The sequence below is a fragment of the Paenibacillus sp. FSL E2-0151 genome, from assembly GCF_037993015.1.
Taxonomy (GTDB): domain Bacteria; phylum Bacillota; class Bacilli; order Paenibacillales; family Paenibacillaceae; genus Paenibacillus; species Paenibacillus amylolyticus.
On sequence record NZ_CP150308.1, the window covers coordinates 437155 to 463534 of the forward strand.

Consider the following 26380-nt stretch of genomic DNA (forward strand, 5'->3'; position numbering starts at 1 on the left):
TAAGTTTGAGCTGGAGCATCAAGCTTAGATGTCTGGTATTGAATCGAGGAGGGATATGTTCATGAACACATCAACGTCGGTAAAATGGCTCGAGGAAGCGTGGCAACAGGGGGCTGCCAAAACAATTCGGAATGCAAAGCGGATCAAGGATACATTTCCACACATTGCCCCGCAAGGGACGTATGATCGGAATGATCCGGAATGGTGGACAGCAGGTTTCTGGCCTGGATTGTTATGGCTGGTCTATGAGGATGCTCCGGAAAGTGAAGCGGTCGCTCCGCTACATCGCATTGCCGAAAGCTGTGAGCGGCAACTGGAAGGTTGTCTGCGTGATCCCGAATCGGTGGATCACGATCTGGGGTTCATCTGGCTGCTTAGTGGCGTAGCCAACTATCGCCAGACGGGCAGCATGGATGGACGGCGGCGTGGAATGCTTGCCGCCAACCTGCTCGCTGCCCGGTTCCACGTGCGCGGTGAGTTCATCCGCGCCTGGAACTTCAGCTCGTCAGCAATGGATACGCGCGGCGTAGCCATCATTGACAGCATGATGAACCTGCCGCTGCTCTATTGGGCATCCGAGCAGAGCGGCGACCCGCGCTTCCGTTGGCTGGCGGAAGCACACGCGGACACCGTGGCGCGCGAATTCATCCGCGCGGACGGGTCCATCTGCCACGTGGTGGAGTTCGATCCACACACGGGGCAGAAGCTGCGAGAGCATGGCGGACAGGGCCATGCTCCAGGTTCCGCCTGGGCGCGGGGGACCGCCTGGGCGTTGCACGGGTTTGCGCTGTCTTTCCGATATACGGGCGAAGCCCGATATCTGGAGACAGCGGAGCGTGCGGCCGATTTCTTCCTCGCCATGCTTGGCGAAGAGATCGTGCCGGTGTGGGATTTCCGCGCACCTGCGGAGCATCAGGTGGCGTGGGACTCGTCCGCTGCGGCGATTGCCGCGAGCGGGTTGCTTGAGCTGGCGAAGCTGTCGCCGCGGGGGGAAACCTATGCTGCCGCTGGAGAACGTATCGTCCGCGGGTTGCATGAGCACTATAGCTCAGGCGACTCGGCTGCGGAAGAAGGTCTGATCATGCAGGGAACGGTGCATTACCCGGAAGGGCGAGGGCTGAATGTGCCGATTATATACGGCGATTATTTCTATATGGAAGCGCTGGCGAAGTTGCGTGGACATGCGGGGTTATTTTAAAAGAAGAATTGAGAACTACGGGCAGGAAGAACCGAAAGTGAGAACGGATTAGTAAGGTCGTCGTGTTATGAGCCTTCGAGTTGTTTCATTAGATTCAACTAGTTAATCAGTTATATATTCAGTATTTATTGTCAGTAGCGTCATTAGCAAACCATCATCACCTGTCCGCATAAGGCTGTCTCCAGGATTAGGAACGATATTCCCTCTACTGGAGAAGGAGTATACCTAAGCTTGAGCTTTGAATAGACAAATCAAGGTGAGCGGACAGGCGGATGGTGTACATAATCGAAGGAAGACAAAAGAATGTCTGGTCTATGAATACTCATTCTTACGGGTCCAGTTGGGGTGCAGACTTAGCTATGCTCTACTGAAAAAATCAATTTTCACTTCGAAGGTGTACGTCTCAGGATGACAAAGTCGGCAGAAGATTGATCTGGATAGCGCTGCGGAATAATCTCATGAACTTTGAAATCAGGATAGTCGAAGAGATACTCGAACAGATTACGGTCCTGGATTGTATCAATCCCCGGGTTGCCGTTTTCTTTCAAACGGGTGTAAAGCACCACCCATGCTGTTGAGGAGTGCAGAATATCATAGAGGGTATTGCGAAAATCTGTTTCATCCGTGATGTGATATAACACATCCAGACAGACCGTCAGATCGGCTTGCAGGAAACCTCGGTTAATCCATAGGCCTGGTGTATACAGCATGAAGCTCTTGGAAGAATCCTTGGCAAATTGGGAAGCACAACGCTTTACTGAAGAAGCCGCTACATCCACGCCCAGGTAGTCCTCATAATTCATGTATTGCAACTGGTTGCCATCCCCACATCCAAACTCAATGACACGATGAATCCCTTCACGTTGAATCAGTCCGTTCACGACCTCGGCCTTGAATTCAGCCAAAACCCCGTATGAACCCCTCCCAGAAGTTTCACCCGAACGATATGTTTCCTCCCAATACCCGATGTAATCAAAAGGCTGATGCATTATGTTTCCTCCAATCCTGTTAAAAGAAGTTCAAGACTGCCAATATACATAGGTATGCGCAATATTCGCAGGTATGATCGGTTGAAACAGGAATAGAAGATAAATTAATTTCCATAGAATTCCCTGAAAATTTCCTGAAAGTCTAAACATCTGGAAAGAACTTGCCGACATAAAACATAAGGAAAAAAATGATGATAATCGGGGGGAAATGATGTTAAAGCCAAGATTGACCAAGTACATGGTGATGATGCTGGTGTTGATGCTGAGTATTTCCAACGTAGGCTTGGCCGCTGCGGCAGACAAAGAACTGTCCAAAATTGTGGTTTCCAAGAATGAGATGTCGCTCGAAGTTGGTGATTCTGGGTCTGTTACGGTGACAGGGGTATATTCAGATAATACTTCGGCTAATGTAACGATTAGTACAACCTGGAGTAGCGAAGATACTTCGATAGCAACTGTATATAATGGTGCAATCACGGCCAAAAAAGAAGGTAAAGCGACGATTACGGCAGCTTACCAGGGTCAGAGTCAGACTGTTCAAGTGAAAGTAACGAAGAAGGTCAAAGCTCTTTCGAAAAACGTGCAAAGTCTGGATTTACGCACGGGAGATACAAAAGAAATTATTTTGACAGCAACGTATAGTGACAATGAAACAAATAATGAAGCAGCAAGTACGGCAGAATGGTCTACCAGTGATGAGAAGGTTGCTACCGTGGTGAATGGTAAAGTAACTGGACAAAGCGCGGGTACAGCTGTGATCACAGCCAAAGTTGGCAGCCAAAGCGTGACGGTGGATGTTAACGTTGAAGTGGTTAAACGTGTAGATGTAGATAAACAGCAAGTTAACTTGCTGTTGAACAAAAGTGAAAGTGTGAAAGTGACGGCTACGTATCCAGATGGTACAACCAAAGATGTAACCGATCTGGCGGAGTGGACATCCAGCAATGAGAAGGTCGCAGATGTTCTCAAAGGCGAAATTACAGGATACTCGGCAGGTTCTGCCAAGATCACAGCCAAATACGGTACGAAATCAGTATCCGTTGACGTGGATGTGGATCTGACGAGCAAACTGAGTGTGGTGAAACAAAGTATTTTCTTCCGTTTGAGTGATACAACCAAAACGGCTAATGTCGTTGTAACGGCTTCTTATCCAAACAGCAGCGATGTGAATGTAACCGATCAGGCAACATGGACATCCAGCAACGAGAAGGTTGCAACGGTATTCAAGGGACAGGTCACAGCGATTAGTGCAGGTTCAACAACGATTAAAGCAACCTACAGTGGCAAAACCGTAGAAGTTGCTGTGGATGTAGATACGGCAAGATATTTGGATATCAAAGATGTGACTGACAAGCTCGCCATGAGTGTTACAGGTGAGAACAAGTCCAAAAAATTGGTAGCCAATGCAGAGTATATTGATGCAAGCACAGAAAATGTAACTTCCAAAGCAACATGGACTTCAAGCAATGCAGATGTTGTATATGTATCAAACGGCGATCTGATTGCATACAAATCCGGTACGGCTACGATTACTGTAGCTTATGGCGGTAAAACGGTTAAATTCACAGTCAATGTAGACGTAGCAGACAAGTATGAGATGGACAAGAAGAAAGCATCAGTAGCCGTTGGTGGAACGACTTCTGCCAAAGTACTGGCGTTGTATGGTGAAACATCCAAAGATGTATCTGAAGATGCAACTTGGAGCAGCAGCAGCGACAAAATCGCTGAGGTAGATAGCAAAGGGGTTATCACAGGTGTTGCTACAGGTAAAGTAACCATTACCGCGAAGATTGAAGGCAAAACACTGACTCTGCCTGTTGAAGTAGGTATGGCTAGTGGACTGGAAGCAGATGTGAACTTCGTTGTTCTGTCTGCCAAAGAAACTCAGACGATCCTTCTAACAGGTACGGATGAGGACGGCAACACGTTGGATGTTACATCCGAAGCAACCTGGAAATCCAGCAATGCACGTGTAGCGGATGTGAAAAAAGGCGTGATTACGGGTAACAGCAGTGGTAAAGCCAATATCACAGCAGAATACGGCTCCAAAAAAGTGACGATCCAAGTTGAAGTGGATGTCATCACACGTATTGAAGCTTCCGAGCCGGTTCTTTCCCTGAAATCAGGCGATACAGCTGATCTGACGGTTACTGCCTTCTTGAGCGACGGTAGCGAGCGTGATGTTACGGACAAAGCTGAATGGAAAACGAACAGCTACAAAGTAGCTCAAGTGACCAAAGGTAAAGTCAAAGCTACAGGTTCAGGTAAAGCCAAAATTACTGCAAAATACGGTAGCAAGTCTGTAACGATTGCTCTAGATGTGGATACACTGAAATATTTGCAGACGGATAAAGTAACGTTGACTATGAAACCTGGTGAAAAGGTAACCGTGGCTGCAACTGCAACGTATGCCGATGGCAGTGAAGCGAATGTATCCAAACCGGCTCTCTGGAAATCTTCCCGTATTGCAACAGCATCGGTGAAAGATGGAATCATTCAGGCGAACGGCAAAGGTAAAGCAACGATTACAGTAACATTTGCAGGTGTGAAAACCAAAGTAACGGTAGTGGTTGAAGCGAAGTAATTGCTTTTCCAAATGTGAGTGTGAAACGCGCAAATAAAACGGTGATGCCAGCTAATAGCTGGCATCACCGTTTTTTGTTTATAAACTAGGCATGTCTTCAAGCTCTAACGAATCTGAAACGTCCTATAAGAACGAATAAGACGTCCTCAGTTCCTTAGAAAATGAAAATAATCTAGCCATTCGCCAACGTCCAGAACCCTCGCATACACCATCCTATTACAGATGTATAACCAAGTGATTCTGTGACGTTCCCTGTATGTTCTACTACTACATCGTGTGAGACAGTACCAGCGCACCATAGGCAAAAGCGATCACGATCAGAATGGCCGGATGCAGCTTGGTTTTGGTCATGACCCAGAGCGAGATGCCTGCAATGATCAACGTCTGCCAGATGCCGATGGAATCAGTGGACAGCTGCCCGAATTCCCATGTGAGCAGAATCATGAGTACAGCGATAACAGGCTGTACGAGTAGAGTCATACCTTTGACTTTTGGTGACGTGCGATGTTTGTTCAACAGACGAAGTAATATAATTAGTGCGGTTGCGGAAGGCACGATTGTGGCAAAACTTGCGATAAATGCCCCAAACCAGCCTGCTACGTGGTACCCGACAAATGCAGCAATTTTGGTTGCAATCGGGCCGGGAAGGGCGTTACCAATCGCCAGTACATCACCGAATTGCTCGGTGGTCATCCATTGGTAGTGGTTCACAATCTCTTCCTGCATAAGCGGGATGGAAGCTGGACCGCCCCCATATCCCAAGATGTTTGCTACGAAAAATCCCCAAAATAATTCCCACCAGGTCTGGAGCATCCTTAGGACACCCCCTTATCGGACTCGCCTTTGGACTTGAAGCGCTGAACCAAATCCAGATGGAAGACACCATATCCAAGGAAAACTGCGATCACAATCCCCGGATGGATATCCAGCAGCTGCAATAGTACAAAGGCAATTACGCCGAATAGGGCGGCAAAAACTTTACCAAGTCCCTTCCAGGCTTTCATGGCAAATTCATAAGCCATCATGCCCAGCATGACAAAAATGACTGGCCTTACGGCGGCTACCATGCCTGCTACCACTTTCGACTCGCGTAGCGCGTACATGGAACCGAGCAGAGCAATAATGGCAATACTTGTCGGCAAAATATGAGCGAGTACAGACACGATCGCGCCCAGCACACCTTTGGTTTTATAACCGAGATATGCGGCCATTTTGGTCGCGATGGGACCCGGCAAGGCGTTGGCGATAGCCAAAATCTCGCCGAACTCCTCATCACTGACCCATTTGTAACGCGTAACGGCTTCGTAACGGATTAACGGGATCACCGAAGGGCCGCCGCCATATCCGAGAATTCCGGTTCGTACCATTCCGATGACGAGACCGTTGTAATCTTTCCAACCCATGCTGATTTCCTCCTAGAGTCTCATGCCCATCCGGCTTTTATAACGTTTCAACAATAGCTGTGATTCCACTTTGACGATACCCGGCATCTTATAGAGCTTCTCCAGCAAGAACTGCTCCATCTCTTCCATATCTGCAAAAATACCATGCATGTGCAGGGTACTCGGGCCTGTCATATGATAAAGGCTGGTGACGGCTGGCTCTTCATCCAGTTTCTCAGCGACTTCATCCAGGAAGGGCGGTTCGACATCGACATTGAAAAAGGCTGAGACCTGAAGCCCAACTTTGCCAGGGTTGATCACAACGGTGAAGCGTTCGATGATTCCTTTTTCGGATAACGCATTAATGCGGGCCTGAACAGCCACACGTGACAACCCGATCTGTGTACCCAGGTCCGTATAGGATATTCGGCTGTTGTGGTGAAGCGCGGCGATGATTTTGCGATCCATCTCGTCCAGATTGTACATTTGTGGAATTTCTCCTCCTTTGGAGGAGCGTTTCTCTGACATGTTGACCATCCTTTTCTCTCGCTATATGAAATGAACAATGAAATTTTACTAAACATACAATATGTATGTGGCATTCATAGTTTAATGACGAATCGTAACTGGAGTCAATCTATTTATCATGATTATTGAATTTAACCGATTTTGAGCCTTCATTTTGTCATTTCGACCAATCGGAAATTAAAAAGACCACTCGCACAGTCCAATAGCGAGCAGCCGTTAAATAATAGATAAGCTGGAGTAAAGCACAAAGTGTGATACGAAGCATGTACGGTTATCCCTGTGCTGTCTTGGGCAGTAAAAGGGTAACGGTGGTCCCTTCGCCAGGCTCGGAAGACACTCTTAACGTTCCTCCTGCACCACGGGCACGCTCTTCCATACTGAACAATCCAACGCCATTGCCTGCGGTTGCTTCGCTGAATCCAGCACCTTGGTCTTCAATAATAACCATCGTCATGTTCTCAACGTCTTCTATAGTAACACGTGCCTCGGCAACATCGGCATACTTCGCGACATTGGTTAAGGCTTCCTGAATAATCCGATAGATAGCTATCTCCCGGTTCATCTCCAGTCGTTTGCGCAAATTACATTCCAGATCAACTTCGATCCCGTAGTGACGGGTGTAATTCTCGATATACGTACGAATCGCCGGAACAACACCCAGGTCATCCAGAACGGATGGTCTCAGCTCCCATGCCATACCGCGTACATCTTCCATGATACCCGTGACCTGTTTACGAAGTGCTTCAACCCCGGGGTGAGGCTGGTCTGCTAGCAGGCGATCCATCTGAATCACCAGAGAGAAGAGACTCTGTCCAATCCCGTCATGCAGTTCACGCGAGATCCGGCGTCGTTCCTCTTCCTGAATATTCATCACTTGGGACATCATCTTTTGCAATTCGGCTTCGACGGATTTCAGCTTGGTGACCTCGCTGCGTACAGCTAGGTATTGATATGGCTCCCCGTCGTTATCAAGGAAAGGCACGATGGTGGTGTTGACCCAATAATGACTGCCATCTCTGGCACGATTGAGAATTTCCCCGTTCCATACCTTACCTGAGGATATCGTTTCCCACAGGTTTTTCATAAAGCTTTTGCCATGGTATCCGGAATTAATGATTCGATGATCCTTACCGATCAGTTCCTCGCGCTCATACTGCGAGATTTCACAGAATTTATCATTCACATACTGGATTTTCCCCTTGCGGTCTGTCAGGGCTACAATGGAGGATTCATCCAAGGCAAATTTCAGATCACTCAGTTGATGCAGGGAACCCTTCAACCTGCTGCGAAATTCATTATCGGTAATGTGATCATCGATTTCGTTCAGCAGGAGGCGTACGGGCTGGTCTGCGAGTCCACTTAATCTGTTCTTGCGTGCACTACTCAAAGTTCAGCAACCCCTTTTTCATGGCGAATTTCACCAGTTCCGGTCGTGTACGCAGGCCAAGTTTCTCCATCAGATTGCTTTTGTGGGATTCAACCGTTTTGACACTGATGATCAGATGTTCGGCGATTTCCTTGTTGGCGTAACCCTTGGCAATCCAGGACAAAATCTCTTTCTCCCGCTCGGATAACGTGTCATACGGTCCGGCGTTTTCCTGTTTGGCTTTGTCCAGGTATTCACTCATCAGCCGCTTGGTTGCACTGGGGTACAGATAGGCGCTACCCTCTGCTACGGAACGAATCGCAGCAAGCAATTCTTCATGCGGCGCACTTTTGAGTATATATCCGGATGCTCCCGCGTGGATGGCGCGGAACAGATATTCTTCATCGTCATGCATGGTTAGTATCAAAATGGAGACATCTGGCATCAATTTCTTCAATTCAGCCGTAGCGGTCAGACCGTCTTTGCCTGGCGGCATGCTGAAATCCATCAAGACCACATCTGGTTTCAACTCTTGAGCCTTGGCAATGGCTTCATCGCCATCTGCGGCATCTCCAACGATATGTATATCATTCTTTCCTTCAAGTAAGGCGATCAGCCCGGAACGCACGACAACATGGTCGTCTACAACTAATAGTTGAATCACATGATTTCCCCCTGTCCGCTTCCTTAGTTCTATCTATATCATAACAAAAAAAGAAGCCATTCAGAGCTTTAATCTCCGAATAGCTTCTCTCACGCTCTAGTTCAAACTTTTATCCAAACACCTTCGGCTGAAGATGTAGAGCGATTTGCTCCGTCTGCCGGATCATGTCCGGTGAGAAGGTGCAAGGCAATCTGCTGCCAACGAGCAGCACGGCGCCAGGCACACTTCCTTCCTGGAACACAGGTACCGCTATGGCACATACCAGCCGCTCAGCAAGCATTAACGGGCAACGACCGGGTGTATGCTCCCCGGTGGATTGTGCATCAGATCGGGCTGTGCGTCCAGTCCGAAGGGCTGTGCCCACCAGATCTTGTCCGGCGCGCATTTCCATGCGTTTCACCCGTTCATTACTAGCCCCAGAGGTATACTTCCAGCGTAGCATCGTCCCGTTCAGACAGGCAAGTCCACAGAAGTCGCTGGATGTGTTCAGGCGCAGGCCGTCGATCATCTCCTGAATGCCAGATGGCAGTTCATCATGCATGAGAGGACACTTCCTTTTTCAAAATTATAACGTACGTGACGTGTAATTATTATCATTAACCTTTGAACAGGATCATCTTAAAGTAAGGGTATTACAATGTTAATTCTATTGTAGACCCTTTCTCGTACGTTGTAATTCAGGGAAAACCCCTATTTCCGTTCTATAATCTACTGAACTTGGGCAGTGGAGGGCTCCTGAGTCAGGTGCACCAAGGGATTGAAGAAATGCGAAGGATGAGGCATATCGGTGAAATGTGACTTTTCTCACAGCAAATTCAGGGAGTTTCTCGTTAATGATCAGGTAATCCCCCGATAACCCTCGCGCTACTTTCGCGGTATGATGGATACATAAGGAATCACCGAGGGGGACGAAGGTTATGGGTACAGTATTTGTAGAAAGAACAACCCAAAGAGCAGAGCAGAAACAAACGGAGGCGGGCAAAATGACACGAGAAACAGGCGGAATCCTTTCGTTCGTTACATCTGAGCAATGGGGCCTGATTGAAGCAAAAATGCAGCCCAAACGGGTGAAGTCGGGGTATAGTCTCTTTCTCGAAGGCGATGAAGCCGGATATCTGTACTACATTCGTTCGGGACGAGTGAAAATGACCAAGTCGACGGAGGATGGCAAGGAAATTATTTTATCCATTCAGCAAAGCGGCGATCTCATCGGTGAATTCGGCGGCATCGGCGGATTGAATCATAGCTACAGTGCAGAGATGGCGGAAAAAGGGGAACTGGCCATTATCTCGCTTAGCGATCTGGAAAGTATACTCAGCAAACATGGCGACCTTGCCTTGAAATTCTTGCAATGGATGGCACTGTCGCAGCGGATCACCCAGTCGAGATTCCGTGATTTGCTGCTCTATGGCAAGGCGGGTGCGCTCGCTTCGACACTGATCCGTGCCAGCAATTCGTATGGCAGGGTTACACCGGATGGTATTGTGCTGGACATGAAGCTGAACCATACCGATCTTGCCGAGATGATTGGAGCGACCCGGGAGAGCGTAACGCGGATGCTGGGGGCATGGAAGGAACAAGGTACGCTGGATATGATGGACGGCAAACTGATGATTCGTGACCTGGCAGCCCTGCGCTGTATGTGCGGATGTCCGACATTCCCAAGCTGCCCGGTAGAGCTCTGCCGACTGTAAAATAACTTGTTCCGGTGTTCCGAGTTGAGGGAAGAACAACGGTTGCATCCCTGAGGAACAAATTTGATTTGGATTCCAAATGAGGCTTCAAGGCTTCACCTCCATTGGCGATTGGGGTCGTTACGGAGTAAAAGAAAAGCTGGCGTCCCATATATGGGAGTCAGCTTTTTGTGTTTCTTTGTAATTGTTCACCTGCATATTCCTTTGCAAGAATCGAATAGATCACAGAGTCATGAAAGGAACCTTTGTAGAACCAGTGCTCCCGCAGCAGACCTTCACGCTGCATGCCGATCTTCTTCATGACATTCTCCGAAGCAGTGTTATGCGGACGACATTTGGCGTAAATCCGGTGATTGCCCAGTTCGTTGAAACCGAAGCCTAGTAGAGCACTGGCTGCTTCGGCGGCATAACCTTTCCCTTGGTAAGCGGGGTTAAGGACATAACCGATCTCTGCATTGGTTTTCTCCATCACGTGAATACCGACTCCGCCAAGGAGAGTTCCATCACTTTTCAAACATATTGCAAGTTCAAAGCCCTCTCTTGGATGTGCCTGCTGTGTGTCCAATACAAACTGCACGTATGCTCGTGTATCTTCTTCGGTATTCGGCCCCCACGCTGTATGCTGTGTAACTTCCGGCATGGAAGTATAGGCATGAATCCTCTCCCAATCGGTCTCAAGAATATCCCTAATGATGAGTCGTTCGGTCTCCAGTTGCAACGTTGTTCACTCCTTCACTTTTGAATAACTTTACTGTACATTGTACAACAAAAATAGCCCATAACAGATTCAACGAATGAATCGGTCATGAGCCATAATGTAGATCTATGATGTATGTGGCATGCTATTGTGGTTGTTTACATTGAACTGCGGGATAAGTATAAGCCAGCTTACGGATAATTTCCTTTTGCCATCTCGTATCACCCAGGTTGGTTGCCAGGTTCAGAAGATCCAAATAATCGTCAAGCTGCAGATCAGCCTTTTGCAGAGTTGTATTCATTCGATGTTCGTTCCCCTTTATCTATAAAATCGTAAAATCATATGCAGTAGAAAGTTACAAAGAGACAAGTTCAAGAATGATAATCATTATCATTTTTATATATTCATTATGCAATGAACGTTGGTAAAATGCAATCCCAAGTCCGCATCGAATTTAACTTTTTTCTGAAAATAGGCTCATCCACAGCACATAGGGAATGTATACTCCGAGATATGCAGACGGATACAGGAACCAGCCATTCAACAGGAAATGATGAATCTCGGTGGTGAATGTGGTCATATGAGCATTCGTCGCATACACATCACCAGCAATGACGGTTGCCGCACTATAGAAACAGAGTAGCGCAAGAATATGAAACAATCGTCTAACCATCCGGGAACGAAGAGCAACATAAGCCATAATCAGCGGGACAATCAACAAGAGCAACAAAAATACCAACTTCATCATCGTTTTACTCCTTCGGTAAATGGAATTCTAATGATAATCAGTATGGGCCAATAGACTCAACTTCTAAACTTTTTCATAAACTTTACAAAAAGAAAGAGGAATTCAGCATATGAACAATTAAATTAAAGGAGGATAACCCATTATCAGGTAATTTGGAGGAGGAGAAAGGGAATATGAAGAAGGCGTTATGGCAGCACTGGATCGGGGCATTCCTGGTCTTTATCATGATGGCAACCGCACTGCTGGGGCCGGGTTCGCAAAGTCCGGTACAAGCTGCAGCACCACTTACGATATCTCAGGCCATCGCTGCCCAGAGCGGTGGAGGCACAGCAACGGTTGAAGGAATCATTGTTGGACATGCTACCGGGTCGCTTACCGCGAAGTTTACATCTCCCTATGCCAATGATTTTAATGTTCTGATTGCGGATTCAGCGTCAGAGCGAACCAACGCCAGATTATTGGATGTACAAGTTCCCTCATCTTTCCGTTCGCAATATGGATTGGCGTCCAACCCCAGTCTTGTAGGCAAAAAGATCATCGTAACCGGAACCTTAGGTGCCTACAACAGCTATGCAGGAGTCAAAAACCCAACGTCCATCACACTTTCCTCCGGAACAACCAATCCTGATCCAGAACCAAACCCTGGCACAACACTGCCGGACGGTACCGGCAAGAAAGTATTGTTTGATAATACCCACGCCCAGACAGCAGGTGCTGCCGACTGGATTATTGACGGGGCATTTTCGGATTTTGCCAATGGTTTGCGAAACGCAGGCTTTGCCGTGGATCAGCTGGAACGCAGCATCCCGTATACATTCGGTGAGCAAGCTATCACCTATAATAAATTGAAAGATTACGACGTCTTTGTCATCGGCGAAGCCAACGTGCCGTTCAAAGCGACTGAGCAGGCTGCGCTGGTGCAGTACGTGCAGAACGGAGGAAGTATCTTCTTCATCTCCGACCACTATAATGCAGACCGCAACAAAAACCGCTGGGATTCTTCCGAAGTATTTAACGGCTATCGCCGCGGTGCCTTCCTGAATCCGGCCAAAGGCATGTCCTCGGCTGAAGCCGAATCACCAGCGATGCAGAGCGTGACGAGTTCAGACTGGCTCGCGACGAACTTTGGTGTCCGTTTCCGCTACAATGCCCTTGGAGATGTGAACGCATCGGATATCGTTGCACCTGCACAATCCTTTGGCATTACGACTGGTGTTAATTCTGTAGCCATGCATGCGGGATCGACCATTGCGATTATAGATCCTAACAAGGCCAAAGGCTTGGTGTATGTACCAAGTGGTGTGTCCAAGTGGGGCAATGCCGTGGATCAGGGCGTATACAATGGTGGTGGACGAGCTGAAGGAGCCTATGCTGCCATTGCAAAGGTTGGTGCAGGCAAAGCCGCATTTATCGGTGACTCTTCACCTGTAGAAGACGCGACTCCGAAATATTTGCGTGAAGAGACAGGTGCTACCAAGAAGACCTATGATGGATTCAAAGAAGTGGATGATGCAACGTTCCTTGTGAATACTGTGAAATGGCTCGCGGTCAAAGAGAGCTACACGAGTCTGGCACAAGTGCCAGGACTGACATTGGATACGGCCACAAGCCTGCTTCCTATCGAAGCTCCGGCCGCATCAACCGAGCCACAACTTGAGCCATGGGCTGCACCTGCGGCAGGGTACAAATGGTATGATCCGACTACGTTTAAGGCAGGTTCATACGGAAAAGCACAATAAGTAAAGTAGACAAACACCAAATCATTATGCAAATAGAGTCTGACCGTGGAGTTTTGCGGAGAGGCTCTTTTTTTGCTTGTTATATCAGTTACAATGAAGCTCGTGATTAGCTCCTACAGCCCCGCCATTGCATAAATATGTGCTCCAGAGGGGAAGGTATGGGTACTAATGATGCGGCGTGAAGCCCAACCCAACCAAGGAGGCGGCGAATGATGACCCAGCAAGCAGACTGTGACAGTTCCTCGATGAGGCAGAAGCTTAAGGCAGACCTCCATCGTGTAGCAGAGCGTATGAATCTGACGTTATCCCGATTTGACAATGACAGTGCCTGTCTGCTGGGGCAATTTGCAGAGATTCGAGCGGAGATCAAGCAGATCGAGGTGCTCGCCTCTTCGTTTTATCTGGATTGTTATCTGTCACCCTTTACCGAGAAGTTTGCCGAATTAACATCGAGCGTACAGCATCTATCTGACCGGAGATATGGGGCGTTGATTGTGATTGAACGGGAGATTCCGTTGGAGTCGATCATTCACTCAGGCGTGACTGTGGATGCGAGAGTGACGCATGCGTTGTTGGAATCGCTATTCATTCCTGGTGCGCCATTACATGACGGGGCTGTGTTGATTCGTGGCAATCAGATTGTATCCGCTGGTAATGTGCTGCCGTTGTCGCAAGCGGAAGTGCATGAACGAAAAATAGGCACTCGTCATCGGGCAGCACTGGGACTCAGTGAATTGACGGATGCGGTTGTATTAGTTGTCTCCGAGGAGACAGGACAGGCTTCATTTGCTGTAGATGGCGATTTGCATCCAATCAATGTGGTTGAGACGCTCCCTTAAATGTGAACGATTAATTGGCCTACTCGGGGCGAATAGGTTGATGTAGTTGAGAGAATTGTACCTTTCTCCTGTAAGGGAGAGAGGTTTTTCCATGGATAGACGATAAAATTATAATCTGAAATTCGACAGCTTTGCTCCCGCCATATGAGAAACATCGATCGATGCTTCTCTGACATTGCGATGTGATTTTGCACAAACTGGGTATTCATGGGTACAATAGAGGATGGTCAATGAATAGAGAACAATGCGATTGGATCGCAAAAATGGTTGGAGGAGACGGTTAGCACATGAGTTGGTTTGAAGCAATGGAGCATCACGATTATGAGGAACTGGTTCTGTGCCAGGATCGAAATTCAGGGTTAAAAGCTATTATCGCCATACACGACACAACACTCGGCCCTGCGCTGGGAGGTACGCGGATGTGGACTTACGCTTCAGAAGAAGCAGCCATTGAAGATGCCCTGCGCCTTGCCCGTGGTATGACATATAAGAATGCGGTATCTGGCCTGAATCTGGGCGGTGGCAAAACCGTTATCATCGGAGATCCGCGGCGCGACAAAAACGAAGCGATGTTTCGGGCGTTTGGACGATATATTCAAGGGTTGAACGGACGTTATATCACTGCCGAAGATGTGGGAACAACGGAAGAGGACATGAACCTGATCTATCAGGAAACCGATTATGTGACAGGCATCTCGGCGAGTTATGGTTCATCCGGTAACCCATCGCCTGCAACGGCTTGGGGTGTATATCGGGGGATCAAGGCAGCAGCCAAAGAAGCATTTGGTACCGATCTGCTGGAGGGTAAAACGATAGCGGTCCAAGGTGTCGGCAATGTGGCGATGCATCTGTGCAAATATCTGTATGAGGAAGGTGCACATCTGATCGTTACGGATATCCATAAGGACTCGGTGAAACAGGCTGTGGACCGCTTCGGCGCAACAGCAGTTGATCCCGCAGACATCACGAGTGTGGAGTGTGATATCTATGCACCATGTGCACTGGGCGGCACGATTAATGACGATACGCTCAGAACGCTCAAGGCAAAGGTTGTAGCGGGCTGTGCCAATAATCAGCTGCTGGAGACCCGTCATGGGGATCAGCTGTATGATATGGGCATCGTATATGCGCCTGACTATGTTATCAATGCAGGTGGCGTAATTAACATTGCGGATGAGTTAAACGGTTATAACGCGGATCGGGCGTGGAGCAAGATCGGAGAGATCTATTCCACTCTGGAGAAAATATTCGAAAGCTCACGTACCGAGGGCATCGCAACCTATGTTGCCGCAAATCGTCTGGCTGAGCGACGGATTGAACAGATGAAGAATACGCGCAGTACATTCTTGCAGAATGGTCATCACTCATTGAGTTCCCGGAGATTGCGCAAGTAAACTTAATAGATTCATAAAAAAACTTAAAACGGTCTGTTAGATAACGACAACATCCATTTCCAAGATGGATAGTCGATCTGACAGGCCATTTTTTATGTTGCTATCAGAATTTCAAAAAAGAAAAACAGTGGCAATATCTCCCTAATTGATCAATTTTATTATGGATTTTTCCGATAATGTATGTACATCGTTCAGATGCAGATGGTTCAGGGAAGTGGGGAGAAGGAAATGGGGAAAAGAAAAGGTGTAGGACATAAGATCAAAAATATGTCGCTTAAAATCAAGCTGCCTTTCATGATCAGTGTATTGGTTGTTTTGGTTCTGCTTGGTGCAACGACCACAAGTTATATGATTTCATCTGATGTTGTGGTCAAGAAAAGCAAGGATGAAATGAATGTGATGGCTGACCGCCTTGGGGAAGGGCTTTGGACAGCTATGCAGCTTCAACAACAATTGAGTCATGCGATATCCGTACATAGTACTTTTAAAGAACTCTTAAAGTTGCGTGATACAACTGACATGACGGATGAAGAATTTTTATCGGATGAGAACCCGTATTTCAATAAGGCCAATACGATCTTGACCGACAGTATATCGGAAACGGAAGGAAGTAAGCCAGATCTGTTCGTTTTTGATAAGGAAGGAATCATGGTGGCAGGAACCATGCCAGAAGTCATTGGTCAGTCACGGGGAGATCGGGAATATTTTAAGGAATCTATACAGGGGAAATCCTTCATCAGTGACGCGGTCGTCTCTAAGACTGGCAAGAAGCTCATTATTGTATTCTCGGAGCCTATCACCGATGAAGAGGGGAATAACCTGGGTGTGCTTGCTATGTCGGTGGACAGCAGCTTCTTCCTGGGGCAACTCGGAGACATTAAAATCAATGGTCAAGGCAGAGTTGAAGTACTGAGTCGGAGCGGCATCATTATGTATGATTCACTGGACCCTTCCGTTGTGGGACAAACGCTGGAAGAAGATAAGGACGCGATGGGAATTATCGAGGCTAGAGCCACCGACAAAGTGAAAATCACTTCGATGGATCGAGAAGATACCTACTATCGTATTAATCAGATTCCGGGTGCAGATCTCTCTGTGCTCATTATTGACGATTATGACGATATCAAGCGTCCGATAGAGGATATGCAGCGCCAGATGGTTATCGTGATATTGATCGGGATTGCTCTGGCTATTGGTGTGGGATTGCTGATTTCTCGCAGTATTACAAGACCTATCATACGTCTGAGCGGTCTGTTCCAACAGCTTGCTCAAGGCAATCTGACCGTTAAGGCCAATGGCAAGTATAACAGCGAATTCAAGGATCTGGCGGAGAGCTTCAATGGTATGGTGGAGCAGAACAGGAACCTTATTACCGATATGAACAGTTCGATTCATGTCCTTCAGGCCAGCACTCAGGAGTTGGAGGAGACATCCAGACAGACGGCAAGATCCATTGATGAGACATCGGCAACGTCCATGGGGATTGCCAAAGCCATGGAGGCTCAATCGGAAGATACCGAGCAGATTGCAGGCAAATTCAACAGCTTTGGCGATAAAGTGGCTGCCATGAACAACAGTGCACAGGATGTGAAGGCAAGAGCAGATGAGATCGAAACGGTATTCCACAATGGGAATGAAGTCGTGAATGAACTGATGCGTATCAACGAGGTGAACGAACGGGAAGTGGAGAAAATCTCGGAGATTACCGTCAAACTTCAAACCAGTTCGGGCAGTATTAGTCAGATCACGGAAGCCATCAGCCAGATTGCGAAGCAGACCAATCTGCTTGCATTGAATGCTTCAATTGAAGCATCAAGGGCAGGTGAGCATGGCAGAGGATTTGCGGTTGTGGCCGAAGAGATCCGCAACTTGGCAGAGCAGAGCTCCCGCCAATCCAAGGAAATCTCCAGCATTATCGAGCAGAATCTGGCCGATGTCGCCGAGAACAACCAAAGTGTTGCCGAAATTCACACCATCTCGTCCAGACAGGATGAGCTTGTCTTGCAGACTCGCCAGGCATTTGATGTGATTTTGGAGAAGGTAACGGTCATTAATCAACAGATCGCTACGATGGCAGGACAGATGCAGGAGATGTTACAGAACAAGGATGACGTACTGGAGTCTGCCCATAGTTTGTCGGCTTCAGGAGAGCAGGTATCCGCTTCAGTTGAAGAGGTAACAGCAACCATGATGGAGCAATCTTCAACAGTACAGCAGTTGGCCAACATGGTTGATACGATCGATCAATTGACGCAAAAGCTGGCCGAATCGGCTGCGCGATTCAAGGTGGAGTAAGGGTCTCAGCTTCATTAAAACAAAATAACACGAACAAGGGATGTCCCCTGTCATATTCATGACTTATAGGACATCCCTTTTTTTTTATGCTCTCGATCAATGTGCTCTAGTCCATTTAGTGATCAATGAGATGCAACAGTTGAGGGAGAGGTGTGCGAGGCTTGGGCATAGGCTGATCTTCAGCGTTAAAATACCCCATGTGTAGTGTACCTACTATTTTTTCCTCTGATGTCACACCAATGGCTTCACAGAATAGCGGATTTTCGTTGAAAGGGCTTGTCTTCCATACGACGCCAATGTGTTGTTCCCAGGCCAGCAACTGTATGTTCTGGATCAGTGCCGAGGTTGCAGCAAAAGCCTCTTCCCACGCCTTGGAGGGCAGGTTGGCTGTCATAACCACAACCAGATGCACAGGTGTCTGTGCACAATAGGCCGCTCTGATTTGTTGTCCATACTTTGCTATAAATTCAGGATTGCGTGTACTCAATACAGCGCTTGCGAATGTTTCTCTGCCCTCATTCATAAACAGAATGAAGCGCCAAGGTTCCTTTTTGGAGTGAAAAGGAGCCCATATCGCGTCCTCCAGAATCTCATGAATCGTTTCCAAGGGAATGGGTAGGCCATTAAATTCCTGAATCGTACGTCGTTCGATCACGGTCTGCCTAAGACTTGTTTTGGGTTTCATCATGTCCCTCTATAACTCGAAGGAAGCAGCGATCTCATCAATAATTTTGCTAAGACCGATGGGACCGTATCCTGCAAACCACAGGTTGGCATCACCGATATATACATGATCGTTCTTAACTGCATTCAGATTTGCCCAGATGGATGTATTCATGATGTTATTAAGCACTACCTTGTTTTCTTCCCCTGGACGCAGAATGATAAACAGTCGATCCGGGTTCAGCTCAGGTAGAATTTCCTCGGAAATTGCCACATTCCATGATCCCTCGAAATCTACACTGTCTACTGAAGCAGGGGTTAATCCCAGAGCACCAAACAGAGTGAAGTTATCATCAGGTTTAATCAACTGGAGCTGTTTATCCTGCACACGCATGTAGGCCACCGTTTCGTCTTTGGCTTTTACGGCAAGCTCATCATGGGTTTGGGTCACTTTGGCATCATAGGCATCTTTGACCGCTTGCGCTTCTTTTTCTTTGCCAATAACGGTTGCCGTTTCCATGAATCGCTCCCAGTCTCCTTTTTCTTCATTATCAAAAAGGATCGTTGGAGCAATCTTGGAGAGTTGCTCATAGTTTGCTTCATTTAACGTTTTGGAGGCCAGAATGAGATCCGGCTCAGCCTGGAGCAATGCTTCAAAATTGGGAGACTCGCCGGAACCTACGGCAGTGGTATCTTTCATCTGATCTGCCAGATATTCAGGGAATCCGAGATCGTTATACGTTACCATGGCTGTTGGTTCAATGCCGAGAGCGAGTAACTGGTCAGCAAAGACGTAGAGCATACCCGCAATTTTTTGGGGTTCAGCAGGAATTTCGATATCCCCTTTAATCGTAGAAATGGTGCGTGTATTCTCACTTCCCTGTTCAGCGGTTGATGGCTCTGCCCCACTGGATTCGGGTGAAGGGGAATTCCCACTGTTCTGGGAAGTCCCACAGCCCGCAAGCATGCTGCATAGAACAAGAACGGTTATAAGGAATCGTCCTGATTTGAAAAAGGTAGAGAAGCGTTGGTTATTAGGTAAAGACACGTTGTACACACCCTTTAATTGATTTTGATTATCATTATCAAAATAATTATAGGTCCATTCCAAATCGTAATCCATGGATATTCCTGTTTAATGCATGGACGTTTGGCTCAGGAACAATTGACTAACCCGATTCAGAAACAGATCATGGGCCAAGGAAGTATAACAGGAGTAGGGGGAGGAATCGCCCAATTCATAGACTTGATTCATACGAACCGCCTCCCATTGCTGCCAAATTGAATTTTGCATAAGCGATGCTACAGTGTGCGCACGCTCGTCTGCTTGGCCACTTGTAAACAGAATGAAGTGTTCAATATCCGATTGAACCAGCTGTTCCAGTGACATTATACGGGAATGGGATACGTGGTGTAGGGCTTGGGGTACGGATAACTGCAAATCATCATAGAGTACCGTCCCCAGATTACGGTTGCCGTAGACCCGGAACTGTCCATCTTCGTATTGCGCCACAGCCACAGGGCGGTCATCGATGGCATGCTGTATACTGGAGATTTTTTGTTTGACCGATAGATCATAACGTTCCAGCCATTCTTCACCAGCTGTTATTTTGCCCACGGATTGTGCAATGGAGTACATCTGTTTACGCCAATCTCCTGCAAAAGATACGGTGCAAGTGGAGGCAATATGCCGAAATAATTCGGCTTTTTTGGGCTCTTCATAATCGGTTCCTTCATACCCAATGATCAGTTCCGGGTGTGCATTCATTAATAGTTCCAGATCAGGCTGATCTCTGCCCACTTGAATCACATTTTTGAATTCATATGATGTCCTATGGACCGGATTAATCAGTGCCGCATAAGGCTCAATACCAAGGGCAAGCAGATGCCCCGTATAGGGATGGGCAAGTGAAGCGATACGTGTTACGGAGCGATGCTTTTTAATATAGACCATGGGAGACAATCCGGTGGTTGCTTTGAATTTTCGGCTGAAATAGAATTCATCTTCATACCCGACCTGGCGGGCTGTTTGTTTGATCGTGTTGTCCGAGGCCAGTAGCAGATCACCGGCTTCCCGGATGCGTACAGCGTTCAAATATTCGATAGGGCCTTGTCCAATCATTTTTTTGAACAATCTGGAATAACGGTTGACACTCAGTCCAGCCATTTCAGCCAGTTTTTCGCGTGAGAAGTTATCCTGATAATGTGTATTGATATATTTTTGGCTCTGCTTTACCGCTTCTATTGCTGTATCTTCCTGGAATTTCTGCTTATTCTGCTTCAATAGGACAAGACACAGTTCCTGAAAGAGAATCTGACGTGCTATTCCAGCCCATGGATCTTCCTTCTGCCCACCTCCATGGATTTGAATTGCGAGAACGGGAGCTGAGGGAACAACAGCGGCATTGAATTCAAGATGTGGATCAATAACTCGCTGCATGTTGCCATCCAGTTCTTCGTTGTAGACATTGTAGGTTAAGGTGACACATTCAAAATCAGACTGTACCTCGGTAATTGCGATACAGGTGTGAGAAGGAGGGACGGAAAGGACTTGAGGAGCGCATAAAGAGATGATTTTGTCTTCGACTTTGACGGTTAAGCTCCCTTTGATCACAACAAGCAGCGTATGATGTGGACAGGATGGAAAGGACACTTGTTCAGCATTGTTGTCGACACGCCGGGCATCAATGAGCCTATATAAAAGATTCGTGAGTTTCATCTGATCTTCTCCTGACTGCTGTGAATGTACATACTATACTGCTGCTTATAAAAGTTATCTATATCAAAACGTGATGCACTTCTGGTTCAGCAGCTTCATGAATTGATCCAGCGCACTGCTAACGTACCGATCCTCACCGCGGACAAAGGTTGTCGTGGTATGGGTAAAACGATCTGCCAGATCAAATACGGAGAAATCATCCGGTTTCTTGTGAATAACGTTGCACGGCATAATGGTAAAAGCAATTCCAGACTCCACGCAGCTGAGCAGGTTTTCCATCGTACTCACTTCGATGATATTACGTGCGGACAACCCTTCTTCCTGCAGAAATTCTTCGGTCATTTCACGATATGGGCAGCCCTCGGGGAAAACAACCCATGATACTTGGCACAGACTTTCAGGTGGTGTATCCATCTTCTTGGAGATGATATGAACCGTGTCCTGCATCTCATATTCCACCTTCAGACCTTCTTTCACACAAGCCCCGCTGATAAAAGCACCATCAATCTCATCGTCCTGTATTTTCTTGCGTAGTACTTTGGGTGAAGTGGCGTTGACGAGTGAGATGGACACCTTCGGGTAGGTTATCTGATATTCATTCAGGATCTCCATAAAACGGCTGGATGCCGCCGTTTCTACAATGCCGATTTTCAGCGTGCCAGAAGGCTCACCGGGATCGGTCATATCCTGCTTTAGATCATGCAAAAGGTTGTGAATCTGTGTGGCGTACTGGACGAACTGTTCTCCTTTGGAGGTCAGTACAACACCTTTGGGAAATCGGTTGAACAACTGGATTTGATATTCCTGCTCCAGTTTTTTGATACGTGTAGTGACATTGGATTGCGCGTAATTCAGTTCTTTGGCGGCCTGTGAGATTTTGCCTGAACGCGCCACCGCGAGAACAATATCGATATCGGAAAGTTCCATGCTGTATCCTCCTGAACGTGGATTAACACCAATTAATTCGGCAGATGGTGATGTTAGGTATCTCTCTGAGAGATACAACTATATATTTAAATCATTTTACGATATATCGGAGCCGCCGTACAATATCCTTAATGACAAAGAGAGTAGGGATATGACATGGATAACACGAATACACGTTCAACATTATTAAGCCCGGTAACGATTCATCAGTGGCAATTAAGGAACCGAATTGTGATGGCACCGTTGACCCGGGGATTTGCTGATGATCGGGAGGGGACCGTGACGGATGAGATGGTGGCGTATTATGAGCAGCGTGCGCGAGATGGTGTGGGGCTGATTATTACCGAGGGCATTAACCCCAATCTGGCAGGCAAAGGCACTTACGGCATCCCCGGTTTATATACAGAGGAACAGACGACTTCTTGGAAAAGGGTAACGGATGCTGTCCACAAACATGGCGGCACCATTATTGCTCAACTGTGGCATGTCGGCAGGTTGTCCCACTCCGATCTGATCGGAACCGCTCCACTGGCACCTTCCAGCCTTGCGGCAGAGGGAAGAGTTCATAAGCTGCATAAACCGTATCAGGTTCCTCAAGCGATGAGTGCACAGGATATAGCGGATACAATTCAGCATTTTCAGACGGCCGCCCGCAATGCAGTTCTGGCAGGGTTCGACGGGATCGAGCTGCATGCTGCGCATGGGTATCTGATCGACCAGTTTATCAATGAGAAGACCAACCAAAGAACAGATGAATATGGAGGAGACACAGCAGGCAGATTGCGGTTCTTGCGGGATATTATTGTGGCTGTGAAAAAAGAGATCCCTGTGGATCGCATATCGGTACGATTTTCAGAGAAAAAGGATGATGATGCATCCTATGCATGGGTAAACAAAGCTGGAATGATCGATGCATATCTGAACTTGTTCCGTGAGACGGGAATTACGATCTTGCATCCCTCAACAGACCAATATACAAAAGCGTGGGAAGAGGAGCAGTCCTTTCACGAACGGATTCGAAGTCGGTGGGATGGAATCATTATTGGTATGGGGAATTTGGATGTTCAAACCGCAGAACACGCGATTGGTAAGGGAAGCATAGATCTGGCAGCGTTCGGCAGACCGTTTATCGCCAATCCAGATCTGGTACAGAGATTGCATACGGGTCAGCAATTGATTGAGTATGATGCGAATGCACATTTGCCTGTTTTGGTGTGAAAATAAAGTGGAAAAAAGGGCAGAACAGGCTGCCCTGAGGTTCAGATACTTTTTGAGTGATCCAGCGGTTTCATTTCGTTTCTTCTTGTTGAGCTTTTTTCGATATACCAGAGAATGATCATAGACAACGCATAGAACAGACTGACAGCCAGAATAATGATCCATACACTTTCCATGTCCATGCTTTTGATGAAAATGCCTGTCAAATATGGGCTAAGTGTATAACCCAGGCAACCTATGAATAACAGCAAGCCATTAAACCGGCCCTGATGTGTATCGGGTACACGCGAAGCAATATACAGATTGATATTGGTCTGCACGAGAATCTCTCCAATGGTCCACAGCACCGTGGATAAGGCGACGATGGAAAAGTGGGGGAAGGTTCCGAGCAGGTTCAAGGCTCCAAATCCGATTCCATAGAAGAGTGCGCCTGTGGCTATGGAGTTTAGGGCAGTTAATTTGCGTGTAGCGGACAGGATCACGGTGGTAAGAATAATGACGCTAATGGCATTGATGGTCATGACAGAGCCGTAATATGCTGCTCCGTTCTCGCCAAATGAGTGATTCATCTGGAGTGGGAGGCTGAATGAGTATTGCATATAGATAAAATAGTTAAGAAATGACACAACGATGAAGAAGGCAACAAGTGGATTTTTCAGCAGTAGTCTGAATAACGGCGAAGGTGATTGGCTCGATCGTTGTTGTTCTTGTTGTCCAGCATGTTCGCTGCTTGTTGATGCCAATTCCTTGCGTGTGCCGATCTTAACTTGGTTGATGATGATAAAGGTAGATATCAGAAACACGGTACCGATACTTATAAAGACAATGTTGACATGATCCTTGATGAAAAAACCAGCGATCAGTGGTCCGATGGCTATACCCAGATTGGCCCCCAGATACATGAGGGAAAAGGCGGACTTTCGCTCTTTCTCCTCCGTGCACAGTTGAATAATCAGTGCATTATAAGCAGGCCGGGTAATACTGATGAAAAACATGACTGCAATCAGAAGATAACCAACGGTAAGGGTGCCTGACCAAAAAGAGCAGCTTATAATCATGATGGCAGACAACAGTTGGCCGATGACAATAATTGTTTTTTTGCCCATAACATCGCTTAAATAGCCGCCGAGAAGTACCCCGGGTCCGCTAATCAGGGCTGCCATGGACACAAAGATCCCTGCACTGACCACATTCATGCCCATCTGTAACGTAAGCACCAAGGTAATCAGGGAGAATACAAAATCTCCCGTGCTGTTAATCGTTCTGGCTAAACAGAGATAATAGATATCGCGGCTCAGACCCGCGTAGGTTTTGAATAACGACAATAATTCCAGCCCTCCCCAAGATAACAGTCACTCCAGACCAAAAACGGTGAGGATCATCCGTACATCTTATACAGTTTCAGTTTCAGCAACCGTCACTTCAATCTTGAAACGATCGTACATATCCAGCAGGGTTTGACGCAATTCCTCGAACGAATCACCCTCCACGATAGCATAGCCTGAGCGGGTCATGGTATCGTTGACGTCCCCGGCCCGCTGCCCCACTTGATAGGATACATTGAACTCAATGATGCCAGGGATATCGGCATAATCCTCTATTCCGGATATGTGTTGAATTACCCCTGCACGTGAAGGGAAGCAGATCATGCCTGTGAATTTATGGCGCGTCTCCTGTTGCTTAAATTCATATATTCCAACTTCCAGATCAGTGACGGCTTCGAAGAAATCAACGCCATGGGTGTTCTTGATACAAGGAGGCATAACATGTGATCCCCCGATTCTTGCACCAATTTCTCCAAACACCACTTCTCCTTCCGGAGTCAGAAAAAGTTCGGCATGTGTTACGGATTGATTGATACCCAAGGCAGCAATGACCTGTTCATTGAGTTCTTTGATGTGATGGATAAAATCAGCTTCCGTGCCTTCAGGGAACGTAATACTGGCTGGAGGTTTCTGCTTCGTCGCAATATCCAGGCAGTTATACAGGTATTGGGAAACAGATGCAAATACAACCTTGCCCTTGGACACAATGGAATCACAATGAAACTCCGTACCGTGGATGAATTCCTCCAGCAAATCCTTTTGCTGTGCTTGTCTTGTATGGTGTAGATAATGTACCAGTTCATCCATGCTGGACAATTTGAACGTATTGATACTTCCATATCCGCTGAGTGGTTTCACAATAATCGGGAAGCCGTGTACAGCAGTGAAACGAATATAGTCCTGTTCATGTAGAGCAATTGCAATTTCGGATGTCCGAATTCCGCGTTGATGCAGCATTTGTTTCATGATCCATTTATTGCGAACAGCCTCAGCCTGATTGCGCTGCATACCGGGGATCCCGAACTCGGAACGGAGCTGACCACCGATCTCAATCGCATTCTCACCCGGCGTTAACAGAGCAGAGATGGAATGGGATTCTCGGATCTGCATCATATGCTCCCGGATGGCATCTACGGACTCCAGATGATCGACATATCTAATTTCATCAAAGAAGTCCCTGAGGACCTCATCATGATGCAAATTATGCCGTTCAATAATCAGAATTTTCTTGTGATCAGCCAATTTCTGCAAAGGTTTAACGAAGTTTAATCCAGTTGGAAGCCTGAAATCAGATATGTATACAATGGTTTTCATACGTTCTCGTAAATCCCCTTTCAACAAAATACTAAAAATAGTAAAAATTCATTTCATAACATTATAGCTCAATATTTTCCATTTTGAATACACCTTT

General features: G+C 47.1%; 24 protein-coding genes. 8 read left to right on the top strand and 16 right to left on the bottom strand.

Features of this window, described 5'->3' with window-relative positions; all coding sequences use genetic code 11:
- Positions 1–61: 61 nt before the first annotated feature.
- Positions 62–1198, top strand: a complete 1137-nt coding sequence (locus MHI55_RS02185) for a glycoside hydrolase family 88 protein (RefSeq protein ID WP_017691075.1) — start codon at positions 62–64, stop codon at positions 1196–1198.
- Between the two features lie 383 nt (positions 1199–1581).
- Here the strand turns inward: MHI55_RS02185 and MHI55_RS02190 are convergent, their stop codons facing one another.
- The gene (locus MHI55_RS02190; RefSeq protein WP_036616541.1) at positions 1582–2187 is read right to left on the bottom strand and encodes a class I SAM-dependent methyltransferase; all 606 of its coding nucleotides are present in this window, start codon (positions 2185–2187) and stop codon (positions 1582–1584) included.
- 226 nt (positions 2188–2413) lie between these two features.
- On the opposite strand from MHI55_RS02190, the gene MHI55_RS02195 reads away from it, so the two are divergent.
- Positions 2414–4771, top strand: coding sequence for an Ig-like domain-containing protein (locus tag MHI55_RS02195; RefSeq protein ID WP_340388586.1), 2358 nt, complete (start codon positions 2414–2416; stop codon positions 4769–4771).
- 267 nt (positions 4772–5038) lie between these two features.
- On the opposite strand, the gene MHI55_RS02200 is transcribed toward MHI55_RS02195, so the two are convergent.
- The 6 genes from MHI55_RS02200 to MHI55_RS02225 form a co-directional block, all read right to left on the bottom strand.
- Entirely contained in the window at positions 5039–5584 is a 546-nt protein-coding gene (locus tag MHI55_RS02200) for a chromate transporter (RefSeq protein WP_017691072.1), read from the bottom strand.
- 2 nt (positions 5585–5586) lie between these two features.
- Positions 5587–6174, bottom strand: a complete 588-nt coding sequence (locus MHI55_RS02205) for a chromate transporter (protein ID WP_017691071.1) — start codon at positions 6172–6174, stop codon at positions 5587–5589.
- A gap of 12 nt (positions 6175–6186) precedes the next feature.
- On the bottom strand, positions 6187–6681 hold the full coding sequence (locus tag MHI55_RS02210) for an Lrp/AsnC family transcriptional regulator (RefSeq protein WP_036616550.1): 495 nt from the start codon (positions 6679–6681) through the stop codon (positions 6187–6189).
- Positions 6682–6952: 271 nt separating this feature from the next.
- Positions 6953–8068, bottom strand: coding sequence for a PAS domain-containing protein (locus tag MHI55_RS02215; RefSeq protein WP_076253928.1), 1116 nt, complete (start codon positions 8066–8068; stop codon positions 6953–6955).
- Positions 8061–8711, bottom strand: a complete 651-nt coding sequence (locus MHI55_RS02220; protein ID WP_017691068.1) for a response regulator transcription factor — start codon at positions 8709–8711, stop codon at positions 8061–8063. Before MHI55_RS02220 ends, MHI55_RS02215 begins: the two co-directional genes overlap by 8 nt.
- A gap of 109 nt (positions 8712–8820) precedes the next feature.
- Entirely contained in the window at positions 8821–9252 is a 432-nt protein-coding gene (locus MHI55_RS02225) for a GAF domain-containing protein (RefSeq protein ID WP_051447438.1), read from the bottom strand.
- Between the two features lie 376 nt (positions 9253–9628).
- Between MHI55_RS02225 and MHI55_RS02230 the strand changes: the two genes are divergently transcribed.
- A complete protein-coding gene (locus tag MHI55_RS02230) occupies positions 9629–10405 on the top strand; it encodes a Crp/Fnr family transcriptional regulator (protein WP_235193905.1) in 777 nt (258 codons plus the stop codon).
- 160 nt (positions 10406–10565) lie between these two features.
- On the opposite strand, the gene MHI55_RS02235 is transcribed toward MHI55_RS02230, so the two are convergent.
- The 3 genes from MHI55_RS02235 to MHI55_RS02245 all read right to left on the bottom strand — a co-directional run bounded on the left by MHI55_RS02235 (position 10566) and on the right by MHI55_RS02245 (position 11850).
- Complete coding sequence (locus tag MHI55_RS02235; RefSeq protein ID WP_076253927.1) at positions 10566–11123, bottom strand: GNAT family protein; 558 nt, start codon at positions 11121–11123, stop codon at positions 10566–10568.
- Between the two features lie 124 nt (positions 11124–11247).
- The gene (locus MHI55_RS02240; RefSeq protein ID WP_017691064.1) at positions 11248–11403 is read right to left on the bottom strand and encodes a hypothetical protein; all 156 of its coding nucleotides are present in this window, start codon (positions 11401–11403) and stop codon (positions 11248–11250) included.
- Between the two features lie 153 nt (positions 11404–11556).
- On the bottom strand, positions 11557–11850 hold the full coding sequence (locus tag MHI55_RS02245) for a hypothetical protein (protein WP_076253926.1): 294 nt from the start codon (positions 11848–11850) through the stop codon (positions 11557–11559).
- A 224-nt stretch (positions 11851–12074) separates the two neighbouring features.
- Here MHI55_RS02245 and MHI55_RS02250 point away from each other — a divergent pair, with 224 nt between their 5' ends.
- From MHI55_RS02250 to MHI55_RS02265, 4 genes are all read left to right on the top strand, one after another.
- Positions 12075–13589, top strand: coding sequence for a DUF6359 domain-containing protein (locus MHI55_RS02250; RefSeq protein ID WP_256720187.1), 1515 nt, complete (start codon positions 12075–12077; stop codon positions 13587–13589).
- A gap of 209 nt (positions 13590–13798) precedes the next feature.
- Positions 13799–14428, top strand: coding sequence for a sporulation-specific diadenylate cyclase CdaS (gene cdaS / locus MHI55_RS02255; RefSeq protein ID WP_047840418.1), 630 nt, complete (start codon positions 13799–13801; stop codon positions 14426–14428).
- Between the two features lie 287 nt (positions 14429–14715).
- Positions 14716–15822 (top strand): Glu/Leu/Phe/Val dehydrogenase, encoded by a 1107-nt coding sequence (locus MHI55_RS02260; RefSeq protein ID WP_076253924.1) that lies wholly within the window; start codon positions 14716–14718, stop codon positions 15820–15822.
- Between the two features lie 180 nt (positions 15823–16002).
- Positions 16003–18117 (top strand): methyl-accepting chemotaxis protein, encoded by a 2115-nt coding sequence (locus MHI55_RS02265; protein WP_256720185.1) that lies wholly within the window; start codon positions 16003–16005, stop codon positions 18115–18117.
- Between the two features lie 115 nt (positions 18118–18232).
- Here the strand turns inward: MHI55_RS02265 and MHI55_RS02270 are convergent, their stop codons facing one another.
- From MHI55_RS02270 to MHI55_RS02285, 4 genes are all read right to left on the bottom strand, one after another.
- Positions 18233–18805 (bottom strand): nitroreductase, encoded by a 573-nt coding sequence (locus tag MHI55_RS02270; protein WP_076253923.1) that lies wholly within the window; start codon positions 18803–18805, stop codon positions 18233–18235.
- Positions 18806–18811: 6 nt separating this feature from the next.
- Positions 18812–19903: an iron-siderophore ABC transporter substrate-binding protein gene (locus tag MHI55_RS02275; RefSeq protein WP_083685056.1), complete on the bottom strand. Its 1092-nt coding sequence runs from the start codon at positions 19901–19903 to the stop codon at positions 18812–18814.
- Between the two features lie 12 nt (positions 19904–19915).
- The gene (locus tag MHI55_RS02280) at positions 19916–21499 is read right to left on the bottom strand and encodes an AraC family transcriptional regulator (protein WP_340388588.1); all 1584 of its coding nucleotides are present in this window, start codon (positions 21497–21499) and stop codon (positions 19916–19918) included.
- A gap of 63 nt (positions 21500–21562) precedes the next feature.
- Entirely contained in the window at positions 21563–22426 is an 864-nt protein-coding gene (locus MHI55_RS02285) for a LysR family transcriptional regulator (RefSeq protein ID WP_036673084.1), read from the bottom strand.
- A 156-nt stretch (positions 22427–22582) separates the two neighbouring features.
- Between MHI55_RS02285 and MHI55_RS02290 the strand changes: the two genes are divergently transcribed.
- Complete coding sequence (locus MHI55_RS02290) at positions 22583–23644, top strand: alkene reductase (RefSeq protein ID WP_340388590.1); 1062 nt, start codon at positions 22583–22585, stop codon at positions 23642–23644.
- A 41-nt stretch (positions 23645–23685) separates the two neighbouring features.
- On the opposite strand, the gene MHI55_RS02295 is transcribed toward MHI55_RS02290, so the two are convergent.
- Both MHI55_RS02295 and MHI55_RS02300 read right to left on the bottom strand, forming a co-directional pair.
- Positions 23686–24969: an MFS transporter gene (locus MHI55_RS02295; protein WP_340388592.1), complete on the bottom strand. Its 1284-nt coding sequence runs from the start codon at positions 24967–24969 to the stop codon at positions 23686–23688.
- A gap of 66 nt (positions 24970–25035) precedes the next feature.
- Positions 25036–26283 (bottom strand): ATP-grasp domain-containing protein, encoded by a 1248-nt coding sequence (locus tag MHI55_RS02300; RefSeq protein WP_340388594.1) that lies wholly within the window; start codon positions 26281–26283, stop codon positions 25036–25038.
- Positions 26284–26380 lie beyond the last annotated feature (97 nt).

Excerpts from the sequence above, each read along its gene's own strand:
- MHI55_RS02185 (WP_017691075.1), top strand. The coding sequence starts at position 62 with ATGAACACATCAACGTCGGTAAAATGGCTCGAGGAAGCGTGGCAACAG.
- MHI55_RS02190 (WP_036616541.1), bottom strand. The coding sequence starts at position 2,187 with ATGCATCAGCCTTTTGATTACATCGGGTATTGGGAGGAAACATATCGT.
- MHI55_RS02200 (WP_017691072.1), bottom strand. The coding sequence starts at position 5,584 with ATGCTCCAGACCTGGTGGGAATTATTTTGGGGATTTTTCGTAGCAAAC.
- MHI55_RS02205 (WP_017691071.1), bottom strand. The coding sequence starts at position 6,174 with ATGGGTTGGAAAGATTACAACGGTCTCGTCATCGGAATGGTACGAACC.
- MHI55_RS02210 (WP_036616550.1), bottom strand. The coding sequence starts at position 6,681 with ATGTCAGAGAAACGCTCCTCCAAAGGAGGAGAAATTCCACAAATGTAC.
- MHI55_RS02225 (WP_051447438.1), bottom strand. The coding sequence starts at position 9,252 with ATGCATGATGAACTGCCATCTGGCATTCAGGAGATGATCGACGGCCTG.
- MHI55_RS02230 (WP_235193905.1), top strand. The coding sequence starts at position 9,629 with ATGGGTACAGTATTTGTAGAAAGAACAACCCAAAGAGCAGAGCAGAAA.
- MHI55_RS02240 (WP_017691064.1), bottom strand. The coding sequence starts at position 11,403 with ATGAATACAACTCTGCAAAAGGCTGATCTGCAGCTTGACGATTATTTG.
- MHI55_RS02245 (WP_076253926.1), bottom strand. The coding sequence starts at position 11,850 with ATGATGAAGTTGGTATTTTTGTTGCTCTTGTTGATTGTCCCGCTGATT.
- MHI55_RS02250 (WP_256720187.1), top strand. The coding sequence starts at position 12,075 with ATGATGGCAACCGCACTGCTGGGGCCGGGTTCGCAAAGTCCGGTACAA.
- cdaS (WP_047840418.1), top strand. The coding sequence starts at position 13,799 with ATGATGACCCAGCAAGCAGACTGTGACAGTTCCTCGATGAGGCAGAAG.
- MHI55_RS02260 (WP_076253924.1), top strand. The coding sequence starts at position 14,716 with ATGAGTTGGTTTGAAGCAATGGAGCATCACGATTATGAGGAACTGGTT.
- MHI55_RS02265 (WP_256720185.1), top strand. The coding sequence starts at position 16,003 with ATGTACATCGTTCAGATGCAGATGGTTCAGGGAAGTGGGGAGAAGGAA.
- MHI55_RS02270 (WP_076253923.1), bottom strand. The coding sequence starts at position 18,805 with ATGATGAAACCCAAAACAAGTCTTAGGCAGACCGTGATCGAACGACGT.
- MHI55_RS02275 (WP_083685056.1), bottom strand. The coding sequence starts at position 19,903 with ATGGATTACGATTTGGAATGGACCTATAATTATTTTGATAATGATAAT.
- MHI55_RS02280 (WP_340388588.1), bottom strand. The coding sequence starts at position 21,499 with ATGAAACTCACGAATCTTTTATATAGGCTCATTGATGCCCGGCGTGTC.
- MHI55_RS02285 (WP_036673084.1), bottom strand. The coding sequence starts at position 22,426 with ATGGAACTTTCCGATATCGATATTGTTCTCGCGGTGGCGCGTTCAGGC.
- MHI55_RS02290 (WP_340388590.1), top strand. The coding sequence starts at position 22,583 with ATGGATAACACGAATACACGTTCAACATTATTAAGCCCGGTAACGATT.
- MHI55_RS02300 (WP_340388594.1), bottom strand. The coding sequence starts at position 26,283 with ATGAAAACCATTGTATACATATCTGATTTCAGGCTTCCAACTGGATTA.